The 18,947-nt window shown below is 66.7% G+C and carries 17 protein-coding genes and 1 riboswitch; of the genes, 5 read left to right on the top strand and 12 right to left on the bottom strand.

Translation table 11 applies throughout. The features are described 5' to 3' along the window. Positions 1 to 67: 67 nt before the first annotated feature. Complete coding sequence (locus ACZ9J7_RS19935; RefSeq protein ID WP_476211692.1) at positions 68 to 1,051, top strand: S1C family serine protease; 984 nt, start codon at positions 68 to 70, stop codon at positions 1,049 to 1,051. Positions 1,052 to 1,095: 44 nt separating this feature from the next. Here the strand turns inward: ACZ9J7_RS19935 and ACZ9J7_RS19930 are convergent, their stop codons facing one another. The 8 genes from ACZ9J7_RS19930 to ACZ9J7_RS19895 form a co-directional block, all read right to left on the bottom strand. Then, on the bottom strand, positions 1,096 to 1,473 hold the full coding sequence (locus ACZ9J7_RS19930) for a hypothetical protein (RefSeq protein WP_476211691.1): 378 nt from the start codon (positions 1,471 to 1,473) through the stop codon (positions 1,096 to 1,098). 47 nt (positions 1,474 to 1,520) lie between these two features. Further along, the gene (locus ACZ9J7_RS19925; protein ID WP_476211690.1) at positions 1,521 to 2,231 is read right to left on the bottom strand and encodes a metal-dependent transcriptional regulator; all 711 of its coding nucleotides are present in this window, start codon (positions 2,229 to 2,231) and stop codon (positions 1,521 to 1,523) included. 49 nt (positions 2,232 to 2,280) lie between these two features. Continuing rightward, complete coding sequence (locus tag ACZ9J7_RS19920; RefSeq protein ID WP_476211689.1) at positions 2,281 to 3,039, bottom strand: class I SAM-dependent methyltransferase; 759 nt, start codon at positions 3,037 to 3,039, stop codon at positions 2,281 to 2,283. An 85-nt stretch (positions 3,040 to 3,124) separates the two neighbouring features. Next, positions 3,125 to 4,543, bottom strand: coding sequence for an aminotransferase class V-fold PLP-dependent enzyme (locus ACZ9J7_RS19915; RefSeq protein WP_476211688.1), 1,419 nt, complete (start codon positions 4,541 to 4,543; stop codon positions 3,125 to 3,127). A gap of 36 nt (positions 4,544 to 4,579) precedes the next feature. Beyond that, positions 4,580 to 4,693: riboswitch (SAM riboswitch) on the bottom strand. A gap of 152 nt (positions 4,694 to 4,845) precedes the next feature. Then, positions 4,846 to 5,658 carry a histidinol-phosphatase gene (gene hisN, locus ACZ9J7_RS19910; RefSeq protein ID WP_476211687.1) on the bottom strand — a complete coding sequence of 271 codons (813 nt, stop codon included), beginning with the start codon at positions 5,656 to 5,658 and terminating at the stop codon, positions 4,846 to 4,848. 44 nt (positions 5,659 to 5,702) lie between these two features. Beyond that, positions 5,703 to 6,818, bottom strand: coding sequence for a ribosome small subunit-dependent GTPase A (rsgA, locus tag ACZ9J7_RS19905; protein WP_476211686.1), 1,116 nt, complete (start codon positions 6,816 to 6,818; stop codon positions 5,703 to 5,705). Further along, positions 6,802 to 8,187 carry a 3-phosphoshikimate 1-carboxyvinyltransferase gene (gene aroA / locus ACZ9J7_RS19900; protein WP_476211685.1) on the bottom strand — a complete coding sequence of 462 codons (1,386 nt, stop codon included), beginning with the start codon at positions 8,185 to 8,187 and terminating at the stop codon, positions 6,802 to 6,804. Before aroA ends, rsgA begins: the two co-directional genes overlap by 17 nt. 6 nt (positions 8,188 to 8,193) lie before the next feature. Beyond that, positions 8,194 to 8,742 carry a DoxX family protein gene (locus tag ACZ9J7_RS19895; RefSeq protein ID WP_476211684.1) on the bottom strand — a complete coding sequence of 183 codons (549 nt, stop codon included), beginning with the start codon at positions 8,740 to 8,742 and terminating at the stop codon, positions 8,194 to 8,196. A 237-nt stretch (positions 8,743 to 8,979) separates the two neighbouring features. Between ACZ9J7_RS19895 and ACZ9J7_RS19890 the strand changes: the two genes are divergently transcribed. Both ACZ9J7_RS19890 and rsrA read left to right on the top strand, forming a co-directional pair. Beyond that, positions 8,980 to 9,792 (top strand): sigma-70 family RNA polymerase sigma factor, encoded by an 813-nt coding sequence (locus ACZ9J7_RS19890; RefSeq protein ID WP_476211907.1) that lies wholly within the window; start codon positions 8,980 to 8,982, stop codon positions 9,790 to 9,792. Continuing rightward, positions 9,789 to 10,049, top strand: a complete 261-nt coding sequence (gene rsrA / locus ACZ9J7_RS19885; protein WP_141160023.1) for a mycothiol system anti-sigma-R factor — start codon at positions 9,789 to 9,791, stop codon at positions 10,047 to 10,049. Before ACZ9J7_RS19890 ends, rsrA begins: the two co-directional genes overlap by 4 nt. A 100-nt stretch (positions 10,050 to 10,149) precedes the next feature. On the opposite strand, the gene ACZ9J7_RS19880 is transcribed toward rsrA, so the two are convergent. The 4 genes from ACZ9J7_RS19880 to ACZ9J7_RS19865 form a co-directional block, all read right to left on the bottom strand. Then, positions 10,150 to 10,224, bottom strand: a complete 75-nt coding sequence (locus tag ACZ9J7_RS19880) for a 50S ribosomal protein bL37 (RefSeq protein ID WP_369299106.1) — start codon at positions 10,222 to 10,224, stop codon at positions 10,150 to 10,152. Between the two features lie 162 nt (positions 10,225 to 10,386). Beyond that, complete coding sequence (locus ACZ9J7_RS19875) at positions 10,387 to 11,220, bottom strand: DUF4097 family beta strand repeat-containing protein (protein ID WP_476211683.1); 834 nt, start codon at positions 11,218 to 11,220, stop codon at positions 10,387 to 10,389. Between the two features lie 85 nt (positions 11,221 to 11,305). Beyond that, positions 11,306 to 11,905 carry a GDSL-type esterase/lipase family protein gene (locus ACZ9J7_RS19870; RefSeq protein WP_141160025.1) on the bottom strand — a complete coding sequence of 200 codons (600 nt, stop codon included), beginning with the start codon at positions 11,903 to 11,905 and terminating at the stop codon, positions 11,306 to 11,308. Positions 11,906 to 12,059: 154 nt separating this feature from the next. Further along, a complete protein-coding gene (locus ACZ9J7_RS19865) occupies positions 12,060 to 15,875 on the bottom strand; it encodes a multifunctional oxoglutarate decarboxylase/oxoglutarate dehydrogenase thiamine pyrophosphate-binding subunit/dihydrolipoyllysine-residue succinyltransferase subunit (RefSeq protein ID WP_476211682.1) in 3,816 nt (1,271 codons plus the stop codon). Between the two features lie 545 nt (positions 15,876 to 16,420). Here ACZ9J7_RS19865 and ACZ9J7_RS19860 point away from each other — a divergent pair. Together ACZ9J7_RS19860 and ACZ9J7_RS19855 are read left to right on the top strand one after the other, a co-directional pair. Further along, a complete protein-coding gene (locus ACZ9J7_RS19860; RefSeq protein ID WP_476211681.1) occupies positions 16,421 to 17,755 on the top strand; it encodes a hemolysin family protein in 1,335 nt (444 codons plus the stop codon). Next, complete coding sequence (locus ACZ9J7_RS19855) at positions 17,752 to 18,822, top strand: hemolysin family protein (protein WP_476211680.1); 1,071 nt, start codon at positions 17,752 to 17,754, stop codon at positions 18,820 to 18,822. Before ACZ9J7_RS19860 ends, ACZ9J7_RS19855 begins: the two co-directional genes overlap by 4 nt. Positions 18,823 to 18,947: the final 125 nt, after the last annotated feature.

The raw sequence follows: 18,947 nt of genomic DNA, 5'->3' as shown, positions 1-18,947 counted from the left end.
TGATTCCCGTAAGGGCCCCAGAGGGCACGGAACAGCCGGAAGCGGCACTCAAAGCCGGAGGTGCGTCATGGACCAGGCGCAGGTACCAATGCCAGCGGACAACGACGATGTGCTGGACTCATACTCACAGACAGTGATGCGGGTGGCAGCCGCCGTGACGCCCCACGTGGCAGCAATCGAGATGACGGCGCAGCGCCGCAATGGCCGGGCCCGGGTGGGCGCCGGTTCCGCCGTCCTCTTTACGGAGGACGGTTACCTCCTCACCAATTCACACGTGGTGGCGGGCACCCGGCACGGCTTTGCGGTCTTCGGTGACGGCAGCAGGATGGAGCTGGAACTCGTTGGCGCGGACCCCTTGTCCGACCTTGCGGTGGTGCACGGTTCGCGGCCGCGGATCCGGCCCGCGGAGTTCGGCGCGGCGGAATCCCTGCGGGTTGGCCAGCTGGTGGTCGCCGTGGGCAACCCGCTGGGCCTGGCCGGCTCGGTGACCGCGGGCGTGGTCAGCGGGCTGGGCAGGGCCATTCCGGTCTGGTCGGGTGGTAACCGGCGGGTCATCGAGGATGTCATCCAGACCGACGCGGCACTGAACCCCGGAAACTCCGGCGGTGCCTTGGCGGACACCCACGCCAGGATCGTGGGCATCAACACGGCCGTGGCGGGAGCCGGCCTGGGACTGGCAATACCGATCAACGCGACCACGCGCAGGATCATCTCGGCGCTTTTGTCAGACGGAAGGGTGCGCCGCGCGTACCTGGGCCTGGTGAGCACGCCGATGCAGCTCGGATCCAGCGCCGTGATCCGCACCGGACTGCGCGAAGGTCTCCGCGTCGTTGAGGTGCTGCCCGGTTCGCCCGCAGACAAGGCAGGCCTGTCGGCAGGGGACGTCATCGTCACAGCCGGCGGCCGCCCGGTCAGCAACGCCGAAAGCCTGCAGCGTCTGCTGTTCGCCGATGCCATCGGCCAGCCGCTCGACCTGGCCGTGCTGCGTGATGGCACAGAACGCCACCTGACGGCGGTGCCGGAGGAAATGACGGCCAACGGCGCTGGATAAGGGTCGACGGCGGCCCGGCACCGTAGGCGGGCACGTCCGGATGGCTAGGGGCTGACCTGAGGTGCTTCCACGTCGGCGATGCCTACGAAACGCGTCCCCACGCCGTCGTACTCGCTGCGAACGCAGCCCGGACGCACGGCGGGAACCTCGGACGGCGCGTGGTGCCCGCACACCACGTAGGTGAAGTCCGGCCACCACTTCTTGGGCCGGGCCGCCTCCTCGTACCCGCACACGGCGCACTCCAGGTGCACCCAAACAGGCCGTTTGCCGGTGCGGTTGGCCCGTGACTGCACCAGCCAGGGCGGGGGATTGTCCAGGAGGTTACGGAGCTCGGCCTCGGACATCCACTTCGGCAGGCCATGGCGCTGCGCCATCTCAAGGGGAACATCCAGGGTTATTGCTGCGTCGCGTCTGCTGATCATCACCTTCCACGATACGGGAGGCGGCCAAATCGACGGTGAGGGGTGGCCTAGCTTCCCAGGATGCAGCCCGGGTGCGGTGTTTCGGCGGAGACCCACAACGCGGAGGCGATCTCATCTGCAAGGTCGAAGTCGCGGGTGCCGCCGGGACCGGCGATGCGCACCATCAATGCACCACCGAACGGGCGCCGTCCCAAAACCTCGACCTCGGCGTCGAGATCGATGTCCTGCGCAGCGAGATACCGCAGGAGCTCCGGATTGTCATCGCTGATGCGGGTGATTTTGCCGCTGTGCCCCTGATCCAGCCCGGCAAGGAGGTGGGCGCTGGGCATCAGCACCTGGCCGTCCGCGGTGGGAATGGGATCGCCGTGCGGGTCCCGTTCCGGGTTTCCGAGCTTGGCGGCGACGCGTTCGATGAACGTGTCCGAGACCGCGTGCTCCAGCTGTTCGGCTTCATCGTGGACCTCGTCCCAGCTGTAGCCAAGACGCTGGACGAGGTAGGTCTCGATGAGCCGGTGGCGCCGGACCATGGACAGGGCCAGGCGCAGGCCGGACTCGGTCAGGGTGACGGCACTGTAGGGCTTGTGGTCCACCAGCCCCTGGTCCTTCAGTTTGCGGACCATCTCCGACACGGAGGAGTTCGCCACGCCCAGCCGCTGTGCGAGCTGGGAGGAAGTGATGGGCTTGTCCTGCCATTCGGTGAATGAATAGATGACCTTGACGTAGTCCTCGATCGAGGAGGAGGGCGCGCTGGTCTTCACAGGTCCAAGCCTACCGGTTTGGCTGGTCGGGCAGGGTGCGTTGACCGGGTCAGGCCTTGGTGGCGCGCCAGGCCAGTGTCAGGTAGGGGAGGTCGAGTTCCTGCCCCGGAGCGTGGGCCAGGTGTTCGTGCAGGTACCAGTCCAGGTTGGCAAGAACCTTCACCCGCGTCGCTTCACCGGCCCGCAGGTAGTAGCTGCGCGATTTGGTGAGCTCCATCAAGTCACCGGTGGTCACCCTGTCCTGCCAGTGGGTGACGTGACCTTCGAGCCCGTGGAATTCGGGCCCGACGACGGGCTTGTGGCCGGGCCGGTAGACATCGCCGGCGTGCATGATCCGGGAGAGCCGGTGCACCCAGGGGACGGAGGTGTCCAGCTGGTTCCAGATCAGGCCCAGGCTTCCGTGCGGGCGCAGGACGCGCGCCAGCTCGGTGCTCGCTGCTAGGGGATCGCACCAGTGCCACGCCTGGGCAACGGTGACGACGTCGAAGGCAGCGTCGGGAAGGCCTGTCGCCTCGGCCGTCCCCGGTGCAGCCGTGGCGGCGGGGCAGTGGGCCGTCAGCTGGGCGAGCATGTCCGCGGAAGGGTCGACGGCGGTGACGTCCAGTCCCATGGCCAGCAGCAGCGCGGTGAACTTTCCGGTACCCGCGCCGACGTCCAGGGCGTCATGGGCTCCGGCCGGTACCAGCCACCGCGCGGATTCGGCCGGATAGCCGGGCCGGACGCGCTGGTAGTGGCGGCCGCCGTCCTGGAAGCTCTGCCCGAGCTCCGTGCGCCGGCCGTGATCAAGCCTGGGGCCACCCCGAACCACGCGTGGCCTCCTTCTGGTGCTGCCTGCGGATGTCCTTCGAATTTACCGCATGACCGGCATCAGCAGGCAGTCGCTGCCCCGCGGCCTAGTCGTCGAGGCAGGGGGCTGCGCCGGCCGTCCCGGGGGTATTGGGTGCCCAGTGCGGGTAGGTGCGGAAGTCGTTGGCGGGCACCCAGCGGCCAGCATCCACCACGTAGTCCCATCCCAGTCCCTTGCTGCGCAAAGCCCGGATACCGGCAAGGAGGCGTTCGGCATCCTCCAGCCGCGAGCCCACGCCGAAACTCGCCCGGAGGGAGCCGGAAGGCAGGCCCAGGCGCTTCAGCAGGGGATGGGCGCAGAAGCGTCCGTCGCGCAGGCCCACCCCGTGCTCTGCGGAAAGGTAAGCGGCCACCAGTCCTGCGTCGTAGCCCTCCACCGAGAAGTTGACCACGCCGATGGTGTCCGTTTCCGGGTTGGTGTCCTTGAAGATCTGGTGGACGGTGACGCCGTCGATGTCCTGCAGGCCCTCCACCAGGAAGGAACGGATGGCGGATTCGTGGGCGTGCCACCGGTCCTGGTCGAGTTCGGCGATGACCTGGGTGGCGCGGGCCAGGGTGGCGGCGCCGAGGACGTTCGGCGAGCCCCCCTCGTGGCGGGCCGGGCCAGTGGCCCAGCTGACGCCGTCGAGCCGTGCTTCCTTGACGGCGCCGCCGCCGGCGAGGTGGGGGACGCCGCTGTCCAGCCAGTCGGGACGGCCCACCAGGACACCCGCGCCGAACGGCGCGTACAGCTTGTGGCCGGAAAAGGCGAGGTAGTCGACGTCGTCCGCGCTGATATCCACCCGGCGGTGCGGCGCGAGCTGGGCCGCGTCCACCACGATCCGGGCGCCGTGCTGGTGGGCCAGCGCGGCCAGGGCCCGGATGGGAAGAATCTCGCCGGTGACGTTGGAGGCGCCGGTGACGGCCAGCAGGCTGACGCCGCCCTGCTCCAGTTCGGTCCGGACGGCGTCAAGGGTGCCGGTGATGGTGTCGGCGGCAACGATGCTGCGGTGCGGAACGCCCTGCCACGGCAGGAGGTTGGCATGGTGTTCGATGTCCAGGTAGAGGACCTCGCCGTCATGCCGGCCGTCGGTGGCAGGAAGGCAGCCGGCCAGGAGGTTCAGTGAGTCGGTGGTGTTGCGGGTGAAAATGACCGAATCATCCGGCCGGCCGCCCACGAAGTCCCGGACAATGCTGCGGGCGTTCTCGTAAACGGACGTGCTGATTTGGGACGCGTAGCCGGCCCCGCGGTGGACACTGGCGTAGTAGGGCAGGATCTCGTTCAGGTAGGCGGAGACCACGGAGAGCGCCGGAGCCGACGCGCCGTAGTCAAGGTTCGCGTACCGGATGTGGCCCCCGGAAATCAGCGGTGCCTGGATTTCGGCGCCGGTGACGGCAGCGAGGGGACGGCCGGCAACGGCGTGGCGATCGCCGGGAGTGCGGGATTCGGCAATGGCGGGCTGGGGGGAGACGGTGGCAGTTGTCACAGAGACCTCACTTGATTACAGGACTCCGGCATAGGGAATCCGCGCTTGCCGCATCCACTCCGGACCGGCCTGGTCGTCACCCGGGGCACCCCGCCGCGAATGGAGGGTTGCCGGCCAGCAAACCGGGGTTTTGCGCTGGCACTCGTGACCTGCATAAAAGCGTAGGACATGGGGCGGCCAGGATTGAAGCCGCGGCAATTGTTAAGGGCTTTGTTACGCAAGATCGAATAAACGACGCCGGACACCCCCGTCTGGAGGTGTCCGGCGTCGCAATATTCGCTTAAGGGGCAGAACCGTGCCAGTTACAACAGATCGTCCAGATACGGGTTGAGGCGGTGCAGCACCTCGGAGTGCAGGATCGAGTTGGTGGCCAGCGCGTTCCCTCCGAACGGTCCGTCTTCGCCTTCCAGGGAGGTGAACCGGCCGCCCGCCTCAACCACGATCGGCACCAGCGCAGCCATGTCGTAGAGGTTGAGCTCCGGTTCGCAGGCGATGTCCACGGAGCCCTCTGCCACCATGCAGTAGGACCAGAAGTCGCCATAGGCCCGGGTCCGCCAGACGTCCTCGGTCAGCCCGAGGAACTCGTTGAGGTTTCCGCGTTCCTTCCAGCCGCTGAGGCTTGAGTAGGAGAGGGAAGCGTCGGAGAGGGTCGAGACGTTGGACACGCGGAGGCGGGTGGCAGCTGCCAGGGACCTGCCCATGTACGCGCCCATGCCCTTTGCCGCCCACCAGCGCTTGCCGAGCGCCGGTGCGCTGACCACGCCCACCACGGGTTCGCCTTCGTCCACCAGAGCGATCAGCGTGGCCCAGACCGGCACCCCGCGGACAAAGTTCTTGGTCCCGTCGATGGGATCGATGATCCAGCGCCGCGAACCGTGCCCGGTGCTGCCGAATTCCTCGCCGAGGACGGCGTCGCGGGGCCGGGAACGGGAGAGCTGGCCCCGGATGGCTTCCTCGGCTGCCTTGTCGGCGTCGGTGACGGGCGTCAGGTCCGGCTTGGTCTCAACGTGGAGGTCAAGGGCCTTGAAGCGGCTCATGGTCTGGTCATCCACGGAGTCGGCCAGGACATGGGCCAGGCGCAGGTCATCGTTGTAGCTCGAAGCGGGTTGGATCATGGTTACAAACTACCGTCTGCGGACGCATCTGCCGGGAGAACGCGTCAGTTGACGCTGCCAAGCTCCTTGGTTTCCTGCGCTTCCATGCGCGGATCAGCCCCAAGCAGGCGCCGGAGCGATGCGAGGCGTGCCGGGCCCGTGGGACCTGCGTGGCCGCCCGCCACCCAGTCGTCGAGCCCGCAGTCCACCGCCGTTGCAGTGTGCTTGCAGCCGCGTTCACAGTTTTCGATCCCGGGGGAGAGGTCCGGGAATGAGCGCAGGATCCGGTCCGGGTCCACGTGCGCCAGTCCGAAGGATCGGATACCGGGGGTGTCGATGATCCAGCTGCCGGCCGGCGCGTCAGCCAGGCGCAGGGCCAGGGCTGACGACGACGTGTGGCGGCCACGCCCCGTGACCGCATTCACTCCGCCCGTCGCCCGCTCGGCGCCGGTCAGGGCGTTCACCATGGTGGACTTTCCCACACCCGAGTGCCCGAGCATCACGGTGACCTTGCCGTCGAGGTGGGCGCGAAGGGCTGCCACCGCCGCGCTGTCCAGCCGGGCGGAGAGGCCGTCGTCGGACCGTGCATCGATTCCGGACGCCTGCGCGTCCGCTGTCCGGCTGATGATTACCGGGAATTCCAAGTGCGTGTAATTGGACAGCAACCCGGCCGGGTCCTTGACGTCGGCCTTGGTGACCAGCAGGATCGGTTCGATCCCGGCGTCGTAGGCTGCCACGAGGGCGCGGTCGATGAACCCGGTGCGGGGCTCCGGGTTGGCGGCCGCCACCACGATTACCAGCTGGTCTGCGTTGGCCACCACGGCCCGCTCGATGGGGTCGGTGTCGTCGGCGCTACGGCGCAGGAGGGTGTGGCGGTCCTGGATTTTCACCAGGCGGGCAAGCGTGTCCGGCGCGCCGGACACGTCGCCCACAAGCGAGACGAAGTCACCGGCGACCACCGGTGACCGGCGGAGTTCGCGGGCACGCGCTGCGATGACGATGCGCTCGTTGTCCGTGTCCTCGCCCACCACTGCCGTGTACCGGCCACGGTCAACCGTGATGATCCGCCCGGTCTCGGCGTCGTCGTGGCTGGGCCGGTCTTTGGTGCGCGGGCGGGAACCTTTCTTGCTGGGGCGGATCCGGACGTCGGATTCGTCCCAGGAGTCAGTGCTCCGCGCCACTGCCACGCCCTTCCGGCCGCGGTGCCCCGGGAGCGGACTGGGCCAGCATGCCGGCCCACAGTTGCGGGAAGTCGGGCATGGTCTTGGCGGTAGTGGCGATGTCCTCCACCTGGACGCCGCTTACCGAGAGACCCAGGATTGCCCCGGCGGTGGCCATGCGGTGGTCGGCGTAGCTGTGGACGACGCCGGCGTGCAGCGGCGCGGGCCGGATGACCAGGCCGTCGCTGGTTTCCTCGGCGTCGCCGCCGAGCCGGTTGATTTCCGCGACCAGGGCCGCGAGCCGGTCAGTCTCATGCCCGCGAAGGTGGGCGATCCCGCTGAGCCGGGAAGGCCCCGTGGCAAGGGCGCAGAGTGCCGCGACCGTAGGAGCCAGCTCGCTGGTGTCGGCAAAGTCGCCGCCCTTGATTTCGGGGCCGCCGGTGACGGTCAGGATTCCGTCCTCAAGGGTGACCGTGGCTCCCATCCGGGCGAGGATCCCGCGCCAGAGGTCGCCCACCTGCTGCGTTTCCGTGGGCCAGTTGGGGATGCGGACCGTGCCCTGCGAGGCCAGGGCCGCTGCCAGGAAGGGCCCGGCGTTGGAGAGGTCCTGTTCGATTCTTTGGTCGAAGGCCTGGATGGGTCCGGGCGCCACCACCCAGTGGTTGGGGACCGAATCGTCCACGGACACGCCGGCGCCGCGGAGGACGGCCACCGTCATGTTGATGTGGTCCAGGCTTGGCACCGGCTTCCCGACGTGCTCAAGGTGCAGGCCGTCGTCGAACCTTGCTCCCACCAGCAGGAGGGCGGAGACAAACTGCGAGGAGGCGCTGGCATCAATCACCAGGTGGCCGCCCCGGACTGCGCCGGTCCCTTCCACCACGAATGGAAGGGACGACGGCGTGGCCCCGTCCTCGGCGGAAACCGCGACGCCCAAGGCTTTGAGGGCCTCGATGATGGTCCCCATCGGACGCTTCCGGGCGTGCGGGTCGCCGTCGAAGACGCTGGCGCCGCTGCGGAGCGCCGCAAGCGGTGGGACGAACCGCATGACGGTGCCGGCCAGCCCGCAGTCGATCCTGGGGGTGGATGGAACCGCTGACGCCGGGATCGGAACAACCTCCAGGTCAGGCCCAAAGTCGCCGTCGCCGGGCACTTCGGTGATGGTGGCGCCGAGCTGCCTCAGCGCATCGATCATCAGCGCGGAGTCCCTGGAGTGCAGGGGCGCCCGAAGACGCGATGGTCCGTCCGCGAGGGCGGCCAGGACCAGGTACCTGTTGGTCAGGGACTTCGATCCGGGGACCGTCACGGTTGCATTGACGGGCCGGGACGCAAAAGGCGCGGCCCAGTACTGGACAGGTGTTCCGGATTCCCGGGTGGCAGCTGCTGCGGTCATTCGTGCCTAGGCTCCCGCGGCGTTTTCGACGGCGCGGCGTACAGCCTTGTCCGCCTTGTTCAGCTTCTTGGTGGTGGTCCTGCGGGCGTCGGCGGCCAGGTGCGAGGCGTTCCGTCGCGCGTCGGCGGCAAGGTGCTCGGCGCGCCAGGCCAGCCCGGGCTTGCCGGCCGTATCCACGGAGGCGAGCAGGGCACCCCCGCTCAGGGAAAGGTTCTTGAGCAGCTGGTTCCTGCGGTTTTCGCGCCCCTCCTTGCTGCTGATGTCCGCGCTGCGCCATTCCACAAAGGTGTTCAGGAGGGAGACGACGGTGAGCAGGCCGGCGGAGAGCCGGGAAAACTTGCCAAGGCCGAACAGGACACCGGCGCCCACCTGGGTACCGCCGATGACGCGGGCCAGGGTCTTCTCGCTCGTCTGGAAGGGAAGCGAGGCTGCAGCCTTGCGCAGAAGCGGCGAGAGCTGCTGGGCGGTGTCATCGGAGTTCTTGAGCTTGTCCAGTCCGGCAAGAACAAAACTGGAGGCGAGCATAGGCCTGGCGAGCGTGCGGACAAAGGACATGGATTTCCTCCTGGATGGACGAGCCGCGGCGAGCGGCGGAGTCGGTCCTAGTCTTGCACTTTTGGGGAATATTTGCCCGCGGGAGGCGGTTATGTCGACTGGGTCCGCGAGGCGGGCCCTGGCGATCATTCACCCGATACAGAGCGGAGTTGGGCCTTGCGGAAGGTGTTGGACGGAACCAGGCAGGCGGGACCGGTGGAAGTGGACAAGCTTGCCGCCGAGCCGCCGGAGTACGGCATGCCCCCGGCGGCCCGCCTGACAGTAGACTTGAAGGCAATGAGTACCCTGGATCCGGCCGTCGCGGCCATGTATGAGGCGTCCCCCGGCGAAGTGAACGGCAGGGCAGGCGCAGCGCCGCTTCCCGCCGGCCAGGCAGCGGCCGAATCACCGGCCCCGGCGGGGGATGCTGAGGACAGCACCCTGGACGTTTCCGCAGAGACGGTGGAACAGCGTCGCCTGCGCTTTGAGCGTGACGCCATGCAGTACGTAGACCAGCTCTACTCCGCTGCGATGCGGATGGCGCGTAACCCGTCCGACGCGGAGGACCTCGTCCAGGAGGCCTACACCAAGGCTTTTTCGGCCTTCCACCAATACAAGCCGGGCACGAACCTCAAAGCGTGGCTCTACCGGATCCTGACGAATACGTACATCAACCTGTACCGCAAGCGGCAGCGCGAGCCGCTGCAGTCGAATTCGGACACCATCGAGGACTGGCAATTGGCCCGGGCCGAGTCGCACACGTCGAGCGGACTGCGTTCGGCCGAGGCAGAAGCACTGGACCACCTTCCGGATTCGGACGTCAAGCGGGCGCTCCAGGACATCCCGGAAGAGTTCCGGCTGGCGGTCTACTTCGCTGATGTGGAGGGCTTCGCCTACAAGGAAATCTCAGACATCATGAATACGCCCATCGGCACTGTGATGTCCCGGCTCCACCGCGGCCGGCGAATGTTGCGGGACATGCTCGCGGAGTACGCCGCCGAGCGAGGATTCAAAACGGCCGCTGATGCGTCGGATGCGGCAGGAAGCAAAACACAGGAGAACAGGAAATGAGCGACTGCCAGGGATTGGGCGACTGCGACGATACCCGGATGCAACGCATCTATGAGTACCTCGACGGGGCACTGACCCGCGAGGATATTACCGAAATCAAGAACCATCTCGATGACTGCCCTGAATGCACGGAGCAGTACGACCTCGAATGCGTCATCCGCAACATGGTCAAGCGTTCCTGCAAGGAGTCCGCCCCGGACAACCTGAAGAACGCAATCCTGGACCGGATCCACGCCATCCGTCCCGTCGAGGCGTAGTACCGACGCCCCTGCCCGCCAGGGCCGCAAACAGCAAAGGACCCCGGAAGCCGATTGGCTTGCGGGGTCCTTCGCTTGAACCGTAGTTCCTGGCATGTGCCTAGGTGTTGGGGCGCTTCCCGTGGTTCGCGCCGCCACGCTTACGGTCACGACGCTTGCGTGCACGCTTGCTCATAGCTGGCCTCCTTAATGTTGTACTCAAAAGAGCTGCCCTCAAGTCTCCCACATGATCCGGCGCCCCGCGAACCGGGAAACATCGGATGACCTGCGGCAGGGCCGCCCGAGCGCTTTCATCGACCCTGCCGGGGCACGGGTAGGATGTGCGGCCCGCGGGGCCTCAGCGTTCCGCGTCCCCCTCGGTGCCAACGGGGCCCGGAGCGTGCATGATGGTGGTCTTGCCGGACAGCGAATTGGTCCGGACGAGCATCAACTGCATGTCAGGGCCCGCAATGGTTTCCACCTTGCCGTTGGTGGGGAGGCACTGGCTGCCGTCCAGGATGACCGCACCGCCCGCGGACTTCGCCACGATGTCAACGCCAACGTCCGCAGGCAGGGTTATGGCCAGGTCTCCGGACACGGAATTGGAGCCGAAATCCTGGGTGTAACCGAGCAGGTTGAATACCAGGTGCCCGCTGACGGTATTGGTGCGCACGTGCGTGAAATGGCCGGAGGCGGTGACCTCGCCGGAGATGCTTTTGGCAGTCAGGACGCCCTGGTGGTTCCTGACTGACACCTGGCCACTGACGGTATTGACCTGCAGCTCTCCCGAGGTGTTCTCCGCCGTGACCGCACCGGAGACGGTGTTGAGCCGGACGAGGGCAGAAATGCCGGACGCCAGGCCCTCGCCGCTCACCGTCCCGGCTTCCACTTCCACTCCACGGGGAATTGCCACCGTGACCGCCACGGAATTGTCGCTGTTGTGGTTGACCGTCTCCATGAGGTTCTTGAACCAGCCCTGGGCGCCGTGAAGTTGGTGCCGCACTTCCAGCCGGCCACCGTTCAGGGACACCGCCACGGGGTCACCATGGACCTCGGAGAACTGGAGCCGGACCGAGGGGTCGTCGTGTTCGGTGATGGTGAAGCTGCCCCTGACCAGGCCCAGCTTCAGCGATGTCACGGCGTCGACGTCAATGCTCTGCGGGCCTGTGACGGTCCAGTTGCCTCCGGGCATGGTCCCCTCCAAAAAGCGACATATCGCGTTGATCCTCCAACGTAGCGCCGCCGGGCGGAAGGGTCAAAAACAGGTCCAGAAAGGGCTACTGGGGGGCGTCCATGCCCAGCCACTGGAACCAGCCGCGGTGCAGTACCAGCCAGGCCATGAGGCCGTACCCTGCCTGCCCGGGCGTGCCTCCGTTTGCCGCCAGGTCCTGGCGCCACTGCTCGTGGTTGAGCAGGGGGGAGAAGGTGTCGACGTAGAGGTGCTTGCGGCGCGTGGTCACATCCGCGAAGGCCGTGTTCAGTTCGTCCAGCCGGCGGTTCTGCGCGGGGTCGAGCGTTGGGGGAGGACCCACAACGAACACCTCGATACGGTTCTGGGAAGCCGAGTCCAGGATGTTGGCCAGGTTCAGGCGGCTCCTCGCAGTGGACAGGCCGAACTCGATGTCACGCCCCGATAGGCCGATCACCAGCCGGTTCTCCGCCTGCGGGCTGAAGCGCCTCCCGGCCTCGTCCAGCCACCGTGCAGCCAAACCTTCAGTACCTTCCTGCGGGCAGGGGAGGGCGTAGCTTTCCAGCAGCATGCCGTCCTGGGGAGTGCGGGCCAGGACGCGGCCCAGCCAGCCAAGGGCCCGGGGATCGCCCAGTCCGGCCAGCAGTTCGTCTCCTACAGCTGCGATCCGCAGCTTCCTGTCTTCCACGCGTTCCTCTTTACTTCGGTACGGGTTACTTCGATGTGGCCGCGGCCATCGTCGCCGCCGCTGTGCGGTGGCTCGGGGAGGCGCTGTCAGTCCATTAAACAGAACTGCCCGGCCGGAGTCTGGTATTTCGACTCCGGCCGGGCAGCCTTACTGCTTACTTCCGGGCAAATGCCTGCTTCAGGAGGACATCCTGCTCGGCGGCGTGGCGCTTCATGGAACCGGCTGCCGTGGAGGCCGAGGCCGGCCGCGATACCAGGCGAACGCGGCGGTCGAGCGCTTCGGGCAGGTGCAGGCCCATGAACGGCCAGGGTCCCTGGTTGGCGGGCTCATCCTGGGCCCAGACCACTTCGGCGTTGGGGTACTTGGCAAGCTCCGCTTCGATCTCGGCGTGCGGCAGCGGGTAAAGCTGCTCCACGCGGACGATCGCAGTGGTCTTGTCGCCGGTCTTCTGCCGCGTGGACAGGAGATCGTAGTACAGGCGGCCGGAGACCAGAAGTACGCGTTCGACGGCGGTGGCCGGCAACTGCTCGTGGTCACCGATGACAGGGCGGAACGTGCCGTTGGTGAAGTCCTCGACGGAGGAAGCGGCCGCCTTCAGGCGCAGGAGCTGCTTGGGCGTGAAGATGATCAGCGGCTTGCGCGGACGGCTGTACGCCTGGCGGCGCAGCAGGTGGAAGTGCGAGGCCGCCGTGGTCGGGTTGGCCACGATCATGTTGTCCTCTGCACACAGCTGCAGGAACCGCTCGATCCTCGCAGAGGAGTGGTCCGGGCCCTGCCCTTCGTAGCCGTGGGGGAGCATCAGGACCAGCGAGGAGCGCTGTCCCCACTTCTGCTCGGCCGAGGAGATGAATTCGTCGATGATGGTCTGCGCACCGTTGACGAAGTCACCGAACTGGGCTTCCCAGAGGACCAGGGCGTCCGGGCGTTCCACGGAGTAGCCGTATTCGAAGCCCATGGCGGCGTATTCGGACAGCAGCGAGTCGTAGATCCACAGCTTGGCCTGGTCGTCCGAAAGGTTGCCCAGGGGCAGCCATTCCTTGCCGTTGGCGCGGTCGTGGAAGACGGCGTGGCGCTGCACGAAGGTGCCGCGCCGCGAGTCCTGGCCGGCGAGGCGCACGGGGACGCCTTCCATGATCAGCGAACCAAAGGCCGCGATCTCGCCGAAGCCCCAGTCGATGCCGCCTTCGCGGGACATCTGTTCGCGCTTGTCCAGCAGCTGCTTGAGCTTGGGGTGGACCGTGAAGCCCTCGGGGATCTCGACGTGCGCCTTGCCGATGCGGGCCAGGGTCTCGGCGCTGATGGCCGTTGAGGCCGGAGCGCTGACGCTGGAATCGGACTGCTGGGCCTTGGGCCGTTCGATATCGGACACGGCGGCGGAGTCCGCGGTGACGATCGGGATGGGTGACGTCTGCGCAGCGTGCGTCTCGGCAAAGACCCGCTCCAGCCGTTCCTGGTAGTCGCGGAGCAGCTGCTCGGCTTCTTCCTCGGTGATGTCGCCACGGCCAATGAGGGACTCGGTGTACAGCTTGCGGACGGAGCGCTTGGCTTCGATCAGGTTGTACATCAGCGGCTGGGTCATCGAGGGGTCGTCGCCCTCGTTGTGGCCGCGGCGGCGGTAGCACACCATGTCGATGACAACGTCCTTGTGGAAGCGCTGCCGGAACTCGTAGGCCAGCTGCCCGATGCGGACAACAGCCTCGGGGTCGTCGCCGTTCACATGGAACACCGGCGCCTGGATCATCTTGGCCACGTCCGTGGAGTACGTGGAGGACCGCGACGATGACGGGGCGGTGGTGAAGCCCACCTGGTTGTTGACCACGATGTGGATGGTTCCACCCGTGCGGTAGCCGCGTAGCTGGGAAAGGTTGAGGGTTTCAGCCACAACGCCCTGGCCGGCGAAGGCGGCGTCGCCGTGGACCATGATGGGCAGGACGGGGAACGATTCGCCCTGGTCCAGCCGGTCCTGCTTGGCGCGGACGATGCCTTCGAGGACGGAGTCCACTGCTTCAAGGTGCGACGGGTTGGCGGCGAGGTAGACCTTGGTCTCCTTGCCGTTGTCCGACGTGAAGGTGCCTTCGGTGCCCAGGTGGTACTTGACGTCGCCCGAGCCCTGGACGGAGCGCGGATCCTGGGTGCCCTCGAATTCGCGGAACACCTGGGCGTAGGTCTTGCCGGCGATGTTCGTCAGGACGTTGAGGCGGCCGCGGTGGGCCATGCCGATTGCGACCTCGTCCAGGCCGTCGTCGGCGGCGTCGGACATGATGGCGTCCAGCAGCGGGATCAGCGATTCCCCGCCCTCGAGGGAGAAGCGCTTCTGGCCCACGAACTTGGTCTGCAGGAAGGTCTCGAAGGCCTCCGCCGCGTTCAGCTTGGAGACGATCCGTAGCTGTTCCTCGCGGCTGGGCTTGGAGTAGGCGTGCTCCAGCTGGTCCTGGAACCACTTGCGCTCGGCAGGCTCCTGGATGTGCATGTACTCGATGCCCGTGGTGCGGCAGTAGGCATCACGCAGGACGCCAAGGATGTCGCGGAACTTCAGCATCGGCTTGCCGCCGAACCCGCCGGTGGGCCATTCACGGTCCAGGTCCCAGAGGGTCAGGCCGTAGGTGAGGACGTCGAGGTCGGGGTGCTTGCGCTGGACGTACTCCAGCGGGTCGGTGTCCGCCATGAGGTGGCCGCGCACGCGGAACGAGTGGATCAGCTGCTGGATCCGGGCCACCTTGTTGATCTCGTCGGCCGGATCCACCTGCAGGTCGGGGCTCCAGCGGACAGGCTCGTAGGGGATCCGGAGAGCTTCGAAGATCTCGTCGTAGAAGTTCTGCGCGCCCAGCAGCAGCTGGTGGACCAGCTTGAGGAACTCGCCGCTGCCCGCACCCTGGATGACGCGGTGGTCGTAGGTCGAGGTGAGGGTCAGGACCTTGCTGATGGCGTTCTGGGCGATGATCTTTTCGCTGGCGCCCTGGAATTCTGCGGGGTAGTCAAGGGCGCCGACGCCGATGATCGCAGCCTGGCCCTTGGAAAGGCGCGGTACCGAGTGCACGGTGCCGATGCCGCCCGGGTTGGTCAGGGACACTGTGGTGCCCTGGTGGTCCTCGGCGGTGAGCTTGCCGTTGCGCGCCCGCTTGATCAGGTCCTCGTAGGTGTGCCAGAACTCGGCGAAGTTGAGGGTCTCGGCCTTCTTGATGTTCGGGACCATGAGCAGCCGGGTGCCGTCGGGCTTGGGCATGTCGATGGCGATGCCGAAGTTGACGTGGGCGGGCTGGACCGCGACGGGCTTGCCGTCCACCTCGTCGTAGTACACGTTCATGGACGGGAACTGGGACAGGGCCCGGATCACGGCGTAGCCGATGAGGTGCGTGAAGGAAACCTTGCCGCCGCGGGCACGGGCGAGGTTGGAGTTGATGACCACCCGGTTGTCGATGAGGAGCTTGGCGGGGATAGCCCGGACGCTGGTGGCGGTGGGCACCTGCAGGCTGGTGACCATGTTGGTGGCGATGGCCTTTGCCGGTCCACGAAGGACGGAGACGACGTCTTCCTCGGGCGCGGTGGGCGCCTTGACGTTCTTGGGCAGCTGGGCCGGAATGGGCTGCGAACCGGTGCCGGCCTCAGTCTTCTTGCCGCCGTCGCGCGCTTCCGTGGCGGGGGCCTTCTTGACAGGGGCGGGGGCTGCTGCCGGTGCGGCAGGCGCCGGGGCAGCGGCGGCGGCCGGCGCAGCGGGGGCCGGGGCCGGCGACGATGCCGGCGCGGCGGGAGCCTGCTTTACGACGGGGAGTTCCCGGGTGGGAGGGTTGGCGACATGCGCGGAATTTCCATTGGAAGAAGAACCGTTGCCCGAGTCGAAGGATTCAAACAGCGGCCACCACTTGGCATCCACGGCGTTCTTGTCCTGCTGGTACTGCTCGTACAGTTCGTCCACGAGCCACTCGTTTCCGCCAAATTCCTCTGGTAGACGGTGGCTTGGCTGCTCTGGCACTTGAAATACGCCTCTTCCATGAGTTTGATTTCTCTTTGGCCCCCCGGTGCTTCAGCACTACGTTCGAACCAGTCTCTGTCCGCTGAACCCGGACCTCTGCAAGTCTAGTGAGCATTCCGTGTTAACTGCCAATAAGGGTGACTCAAATCATGAAGTGACGAACCAAGGCCCAAATGTGGCGGCCGGCGGGGCGTGCAGGACAGGCGTCGGAGGGGTCTTCGGGGCAGGCGGAATGGGCGCTTCCGGCCCTTTTCGCGGCGCCCGGCCGGGGGCCGCTCCTGTAGACTGAAACTCTTATGGACAGTAAATCTAGGTGCCGGCCTGGGCGCTGTCAGCGGAGCTCGAAGAGCAGCGCCGCGCAGTCCGCCCCCAGAGCCGGCAAACCCCGACAACGCGCCCATCACCAGCCCACGGCCCAGCTTGCCGCAACCCGCACGGACCAGGCGTCGGTATCCGCCGATCATCCTCCGCCGGGACGAAACAGTCTTTCCACCCCAAGGCCGGCCACGTTTCCGGCGACCTCCCCGCCCCAGGCGGGATGCTGAATGGAGTGGCTCCTTCTTGCAGCAGGCCTGCTGCTGATCGCCGGCACCGGATTCTTCGTGGCCGTCGAGTTCTCCCTCATCGCCCTGGACCAGGCCACTGTCCAGCGCGCCATTGACGACGGCGACACGGGCGCGGTGCCTTTGCTCACCTGCCTCAAGTCCCTGTCAACCCAGCTGTCCAGCTGCCAGCTTGGCATCACGCTGACCACTCTGCTCACCGGCTATGTCATGGAACCCTCGGTGGGCCGGCTCCTTCGGGCGCCGCTGGGCGCCGTCGGGCTTCCCGACGTCGCCGTGGAATCCGTGTCCCTGATCCTGGCCATGGTGGTGGCAACGCTGCTGTCCATGCTCCTGGGCGAGCTGGTGCCGAAAAACATGGCCATCGCCCTCGCGTTTCCCGTAGGCCGGGCGCTGGCCGGCCCCCAGCTTGTTTTCACCACCATCTTCAAGCCGGCCATCCTGGTGCTCAACGGATTCTCCAACAAGGTGCTGCACGTCTTCGGGCTGGAAGCCAAAGAGGAGATTTCCGGGGCACGGACGCCGGCGGAGCTGGCCTCGCTGGTCCGCAGGTCCGCCGCCATGGGAACGCTCGACGCGGGGACGGCGAACTTCATTGCCCGCACCCTGAATTTCTCCACCCGGACGGCTGCGGACGTCATGACGCCCCGGATCAGGCTGGAGACGATCGACGCCGACCAGCCCGTCTCCGACATCGTGGATGCTGCCCGCAGGACCGGCTACTCGCGCTTCCCCGTCATCGGCGAGTCGGCTGATGACATCCGCGGCCTGGTCCACGTCAAGAAGGCGGTGGCCGTTCCCTGGGACCGCCGGCAGAACCTTGAAGCGGGCGCCATCATGACAGAGGTGCTCCGCGTGCCCGAAACCATCCATCTGGACGCACTGCTGGCTGAGCTGCGGGAGGGAAACCTGCAGCTTGCCGTCGTGCTGGACGAATACGGGGGAACCGCCGGCATCGCCACCCTGGAGGACCTGGTGGAGGAAATTGTCGGCGAAGTGGCGGACGAACACGACAAAGTCCGCCCGGGGCTCCTGCAAAGCGCCTCCGGAGACTGGTACTTCCCGGGGCTCCTGCGTCCCGATGAATTGTCCGAACAGATTCCCGGCCTCAGCGTTCCCGACGAAGCCGCCTATGAAACCGTGGGCGGCTACGTCATGAGCAAGCTCGGCAGGATCGGGGCCGTGGGCGACACTGTCCCGGTGAACGGCGGCACGCTCAGCGTTACCAGGATGGACGGCCGCAGGATCGACCGCATCTGTTTCCATCCCGCCGGCGAACCCGCTGCGCAGGACACCGACGCCGGGAGCAAGCCATGAGCGACTGGGCGGGAATACTGTGGCTGGGCGTCCTTCTGCTGGGCAACGCCTTCTTCGTGGCGGCCGAGTTCGCCATCATGTCCGCGCGGCGCAGCCAGATCGAACCCCTGGCCGATACCGGCTCGAAGCGCGCCCAGACCACCCTGCGCGCCATGGAAAACGTGTCCCTGATGCTGGCCTGTGCACAGCTGGGCATCACGGTCTGTTCGCTGCTGATCCTGCTGGTGGCCGAGCCTGCCATCCACCACCTGCTGGCCGTCCCCATCGAAACGGTGGGCCTGCCCGCGGAAGCGGCTGATGTTGCAGCCTTCGCCGTGGCCCTGATGCTGGTGACCTTCCTGCACGTCACCTTCGGCGAAATGGTCCCCAAGAACATCTCGGTGTCCGTGGCGGACAAGGCAGCACTCTTCCTCGCGCCACCGCTGCTGTTCATCTCACGGCTGGTGCATCCCGTGATCTCGGTCCTGAACTGGTCAGCCAACCACATCCTCAAACTGATGCGGATCGAACCCAAGGACGAAGTCACCTCCTCCTTCACCCTCGAGGAGGTCCAGTCGATCGTCCAGGAATCCACCCGCCACGGGCTGGTGGACGACGACGCGGGCCTCATTACCGGAGCGCTCGAGTTCTCGGAGCACACCGCGGAGGACATCATGGTCCCGATCGGAAACCTGGTCATGCTGGGCGCCTCCACCACGCCCGTGGAGTTCGAGAAGGCCGTGAGCCGTACGGGTTTCTCCCGGTTCCCCATGCTGGATGATGAGGACATGCTGTACGGCTACCTCCATGTCAAGGACGTGCTGTCCATCCCGGAGTCCGCCTACGAGCTGCCCATCGCGGAGAGCCGCGTCCGGTCGCTGGCAAACCTCGCGCTGGGCGACGAGATCGAAAACGCCATGTCCGTCATGCAGCGAACGGGTTCCCACCTGGCGCGCGTGATTGGGCCGGACGGCACGACCCGCGGGGTCCTGTTCCTCGAGGACGTGATCGAGCAACTGGTCGGCGAAATCCGGGATGCAACGCAGGCCACCGGCATCCGCCGGCTGGGACAGCCGAACGGCAACTGAGGTTCGGGGCATCCCTGCCGTCAGGCAAGGGGTGCCCCGACTCGGGCCGGGCAGAAGCGGTCATTGAACCTAAATAGGAATCATTCGCATTTAGGTATAGGCTGGCAGTGTTGTCCTCCCCATCC

This window comes from Pseudarthrobacter sp. TE9888 (assembly GCF_056279345.1).
Note: the sequence above shows the minus strand (reverse complement) of the source record. Positions and strands in the feature narration are given on the sequence as shown.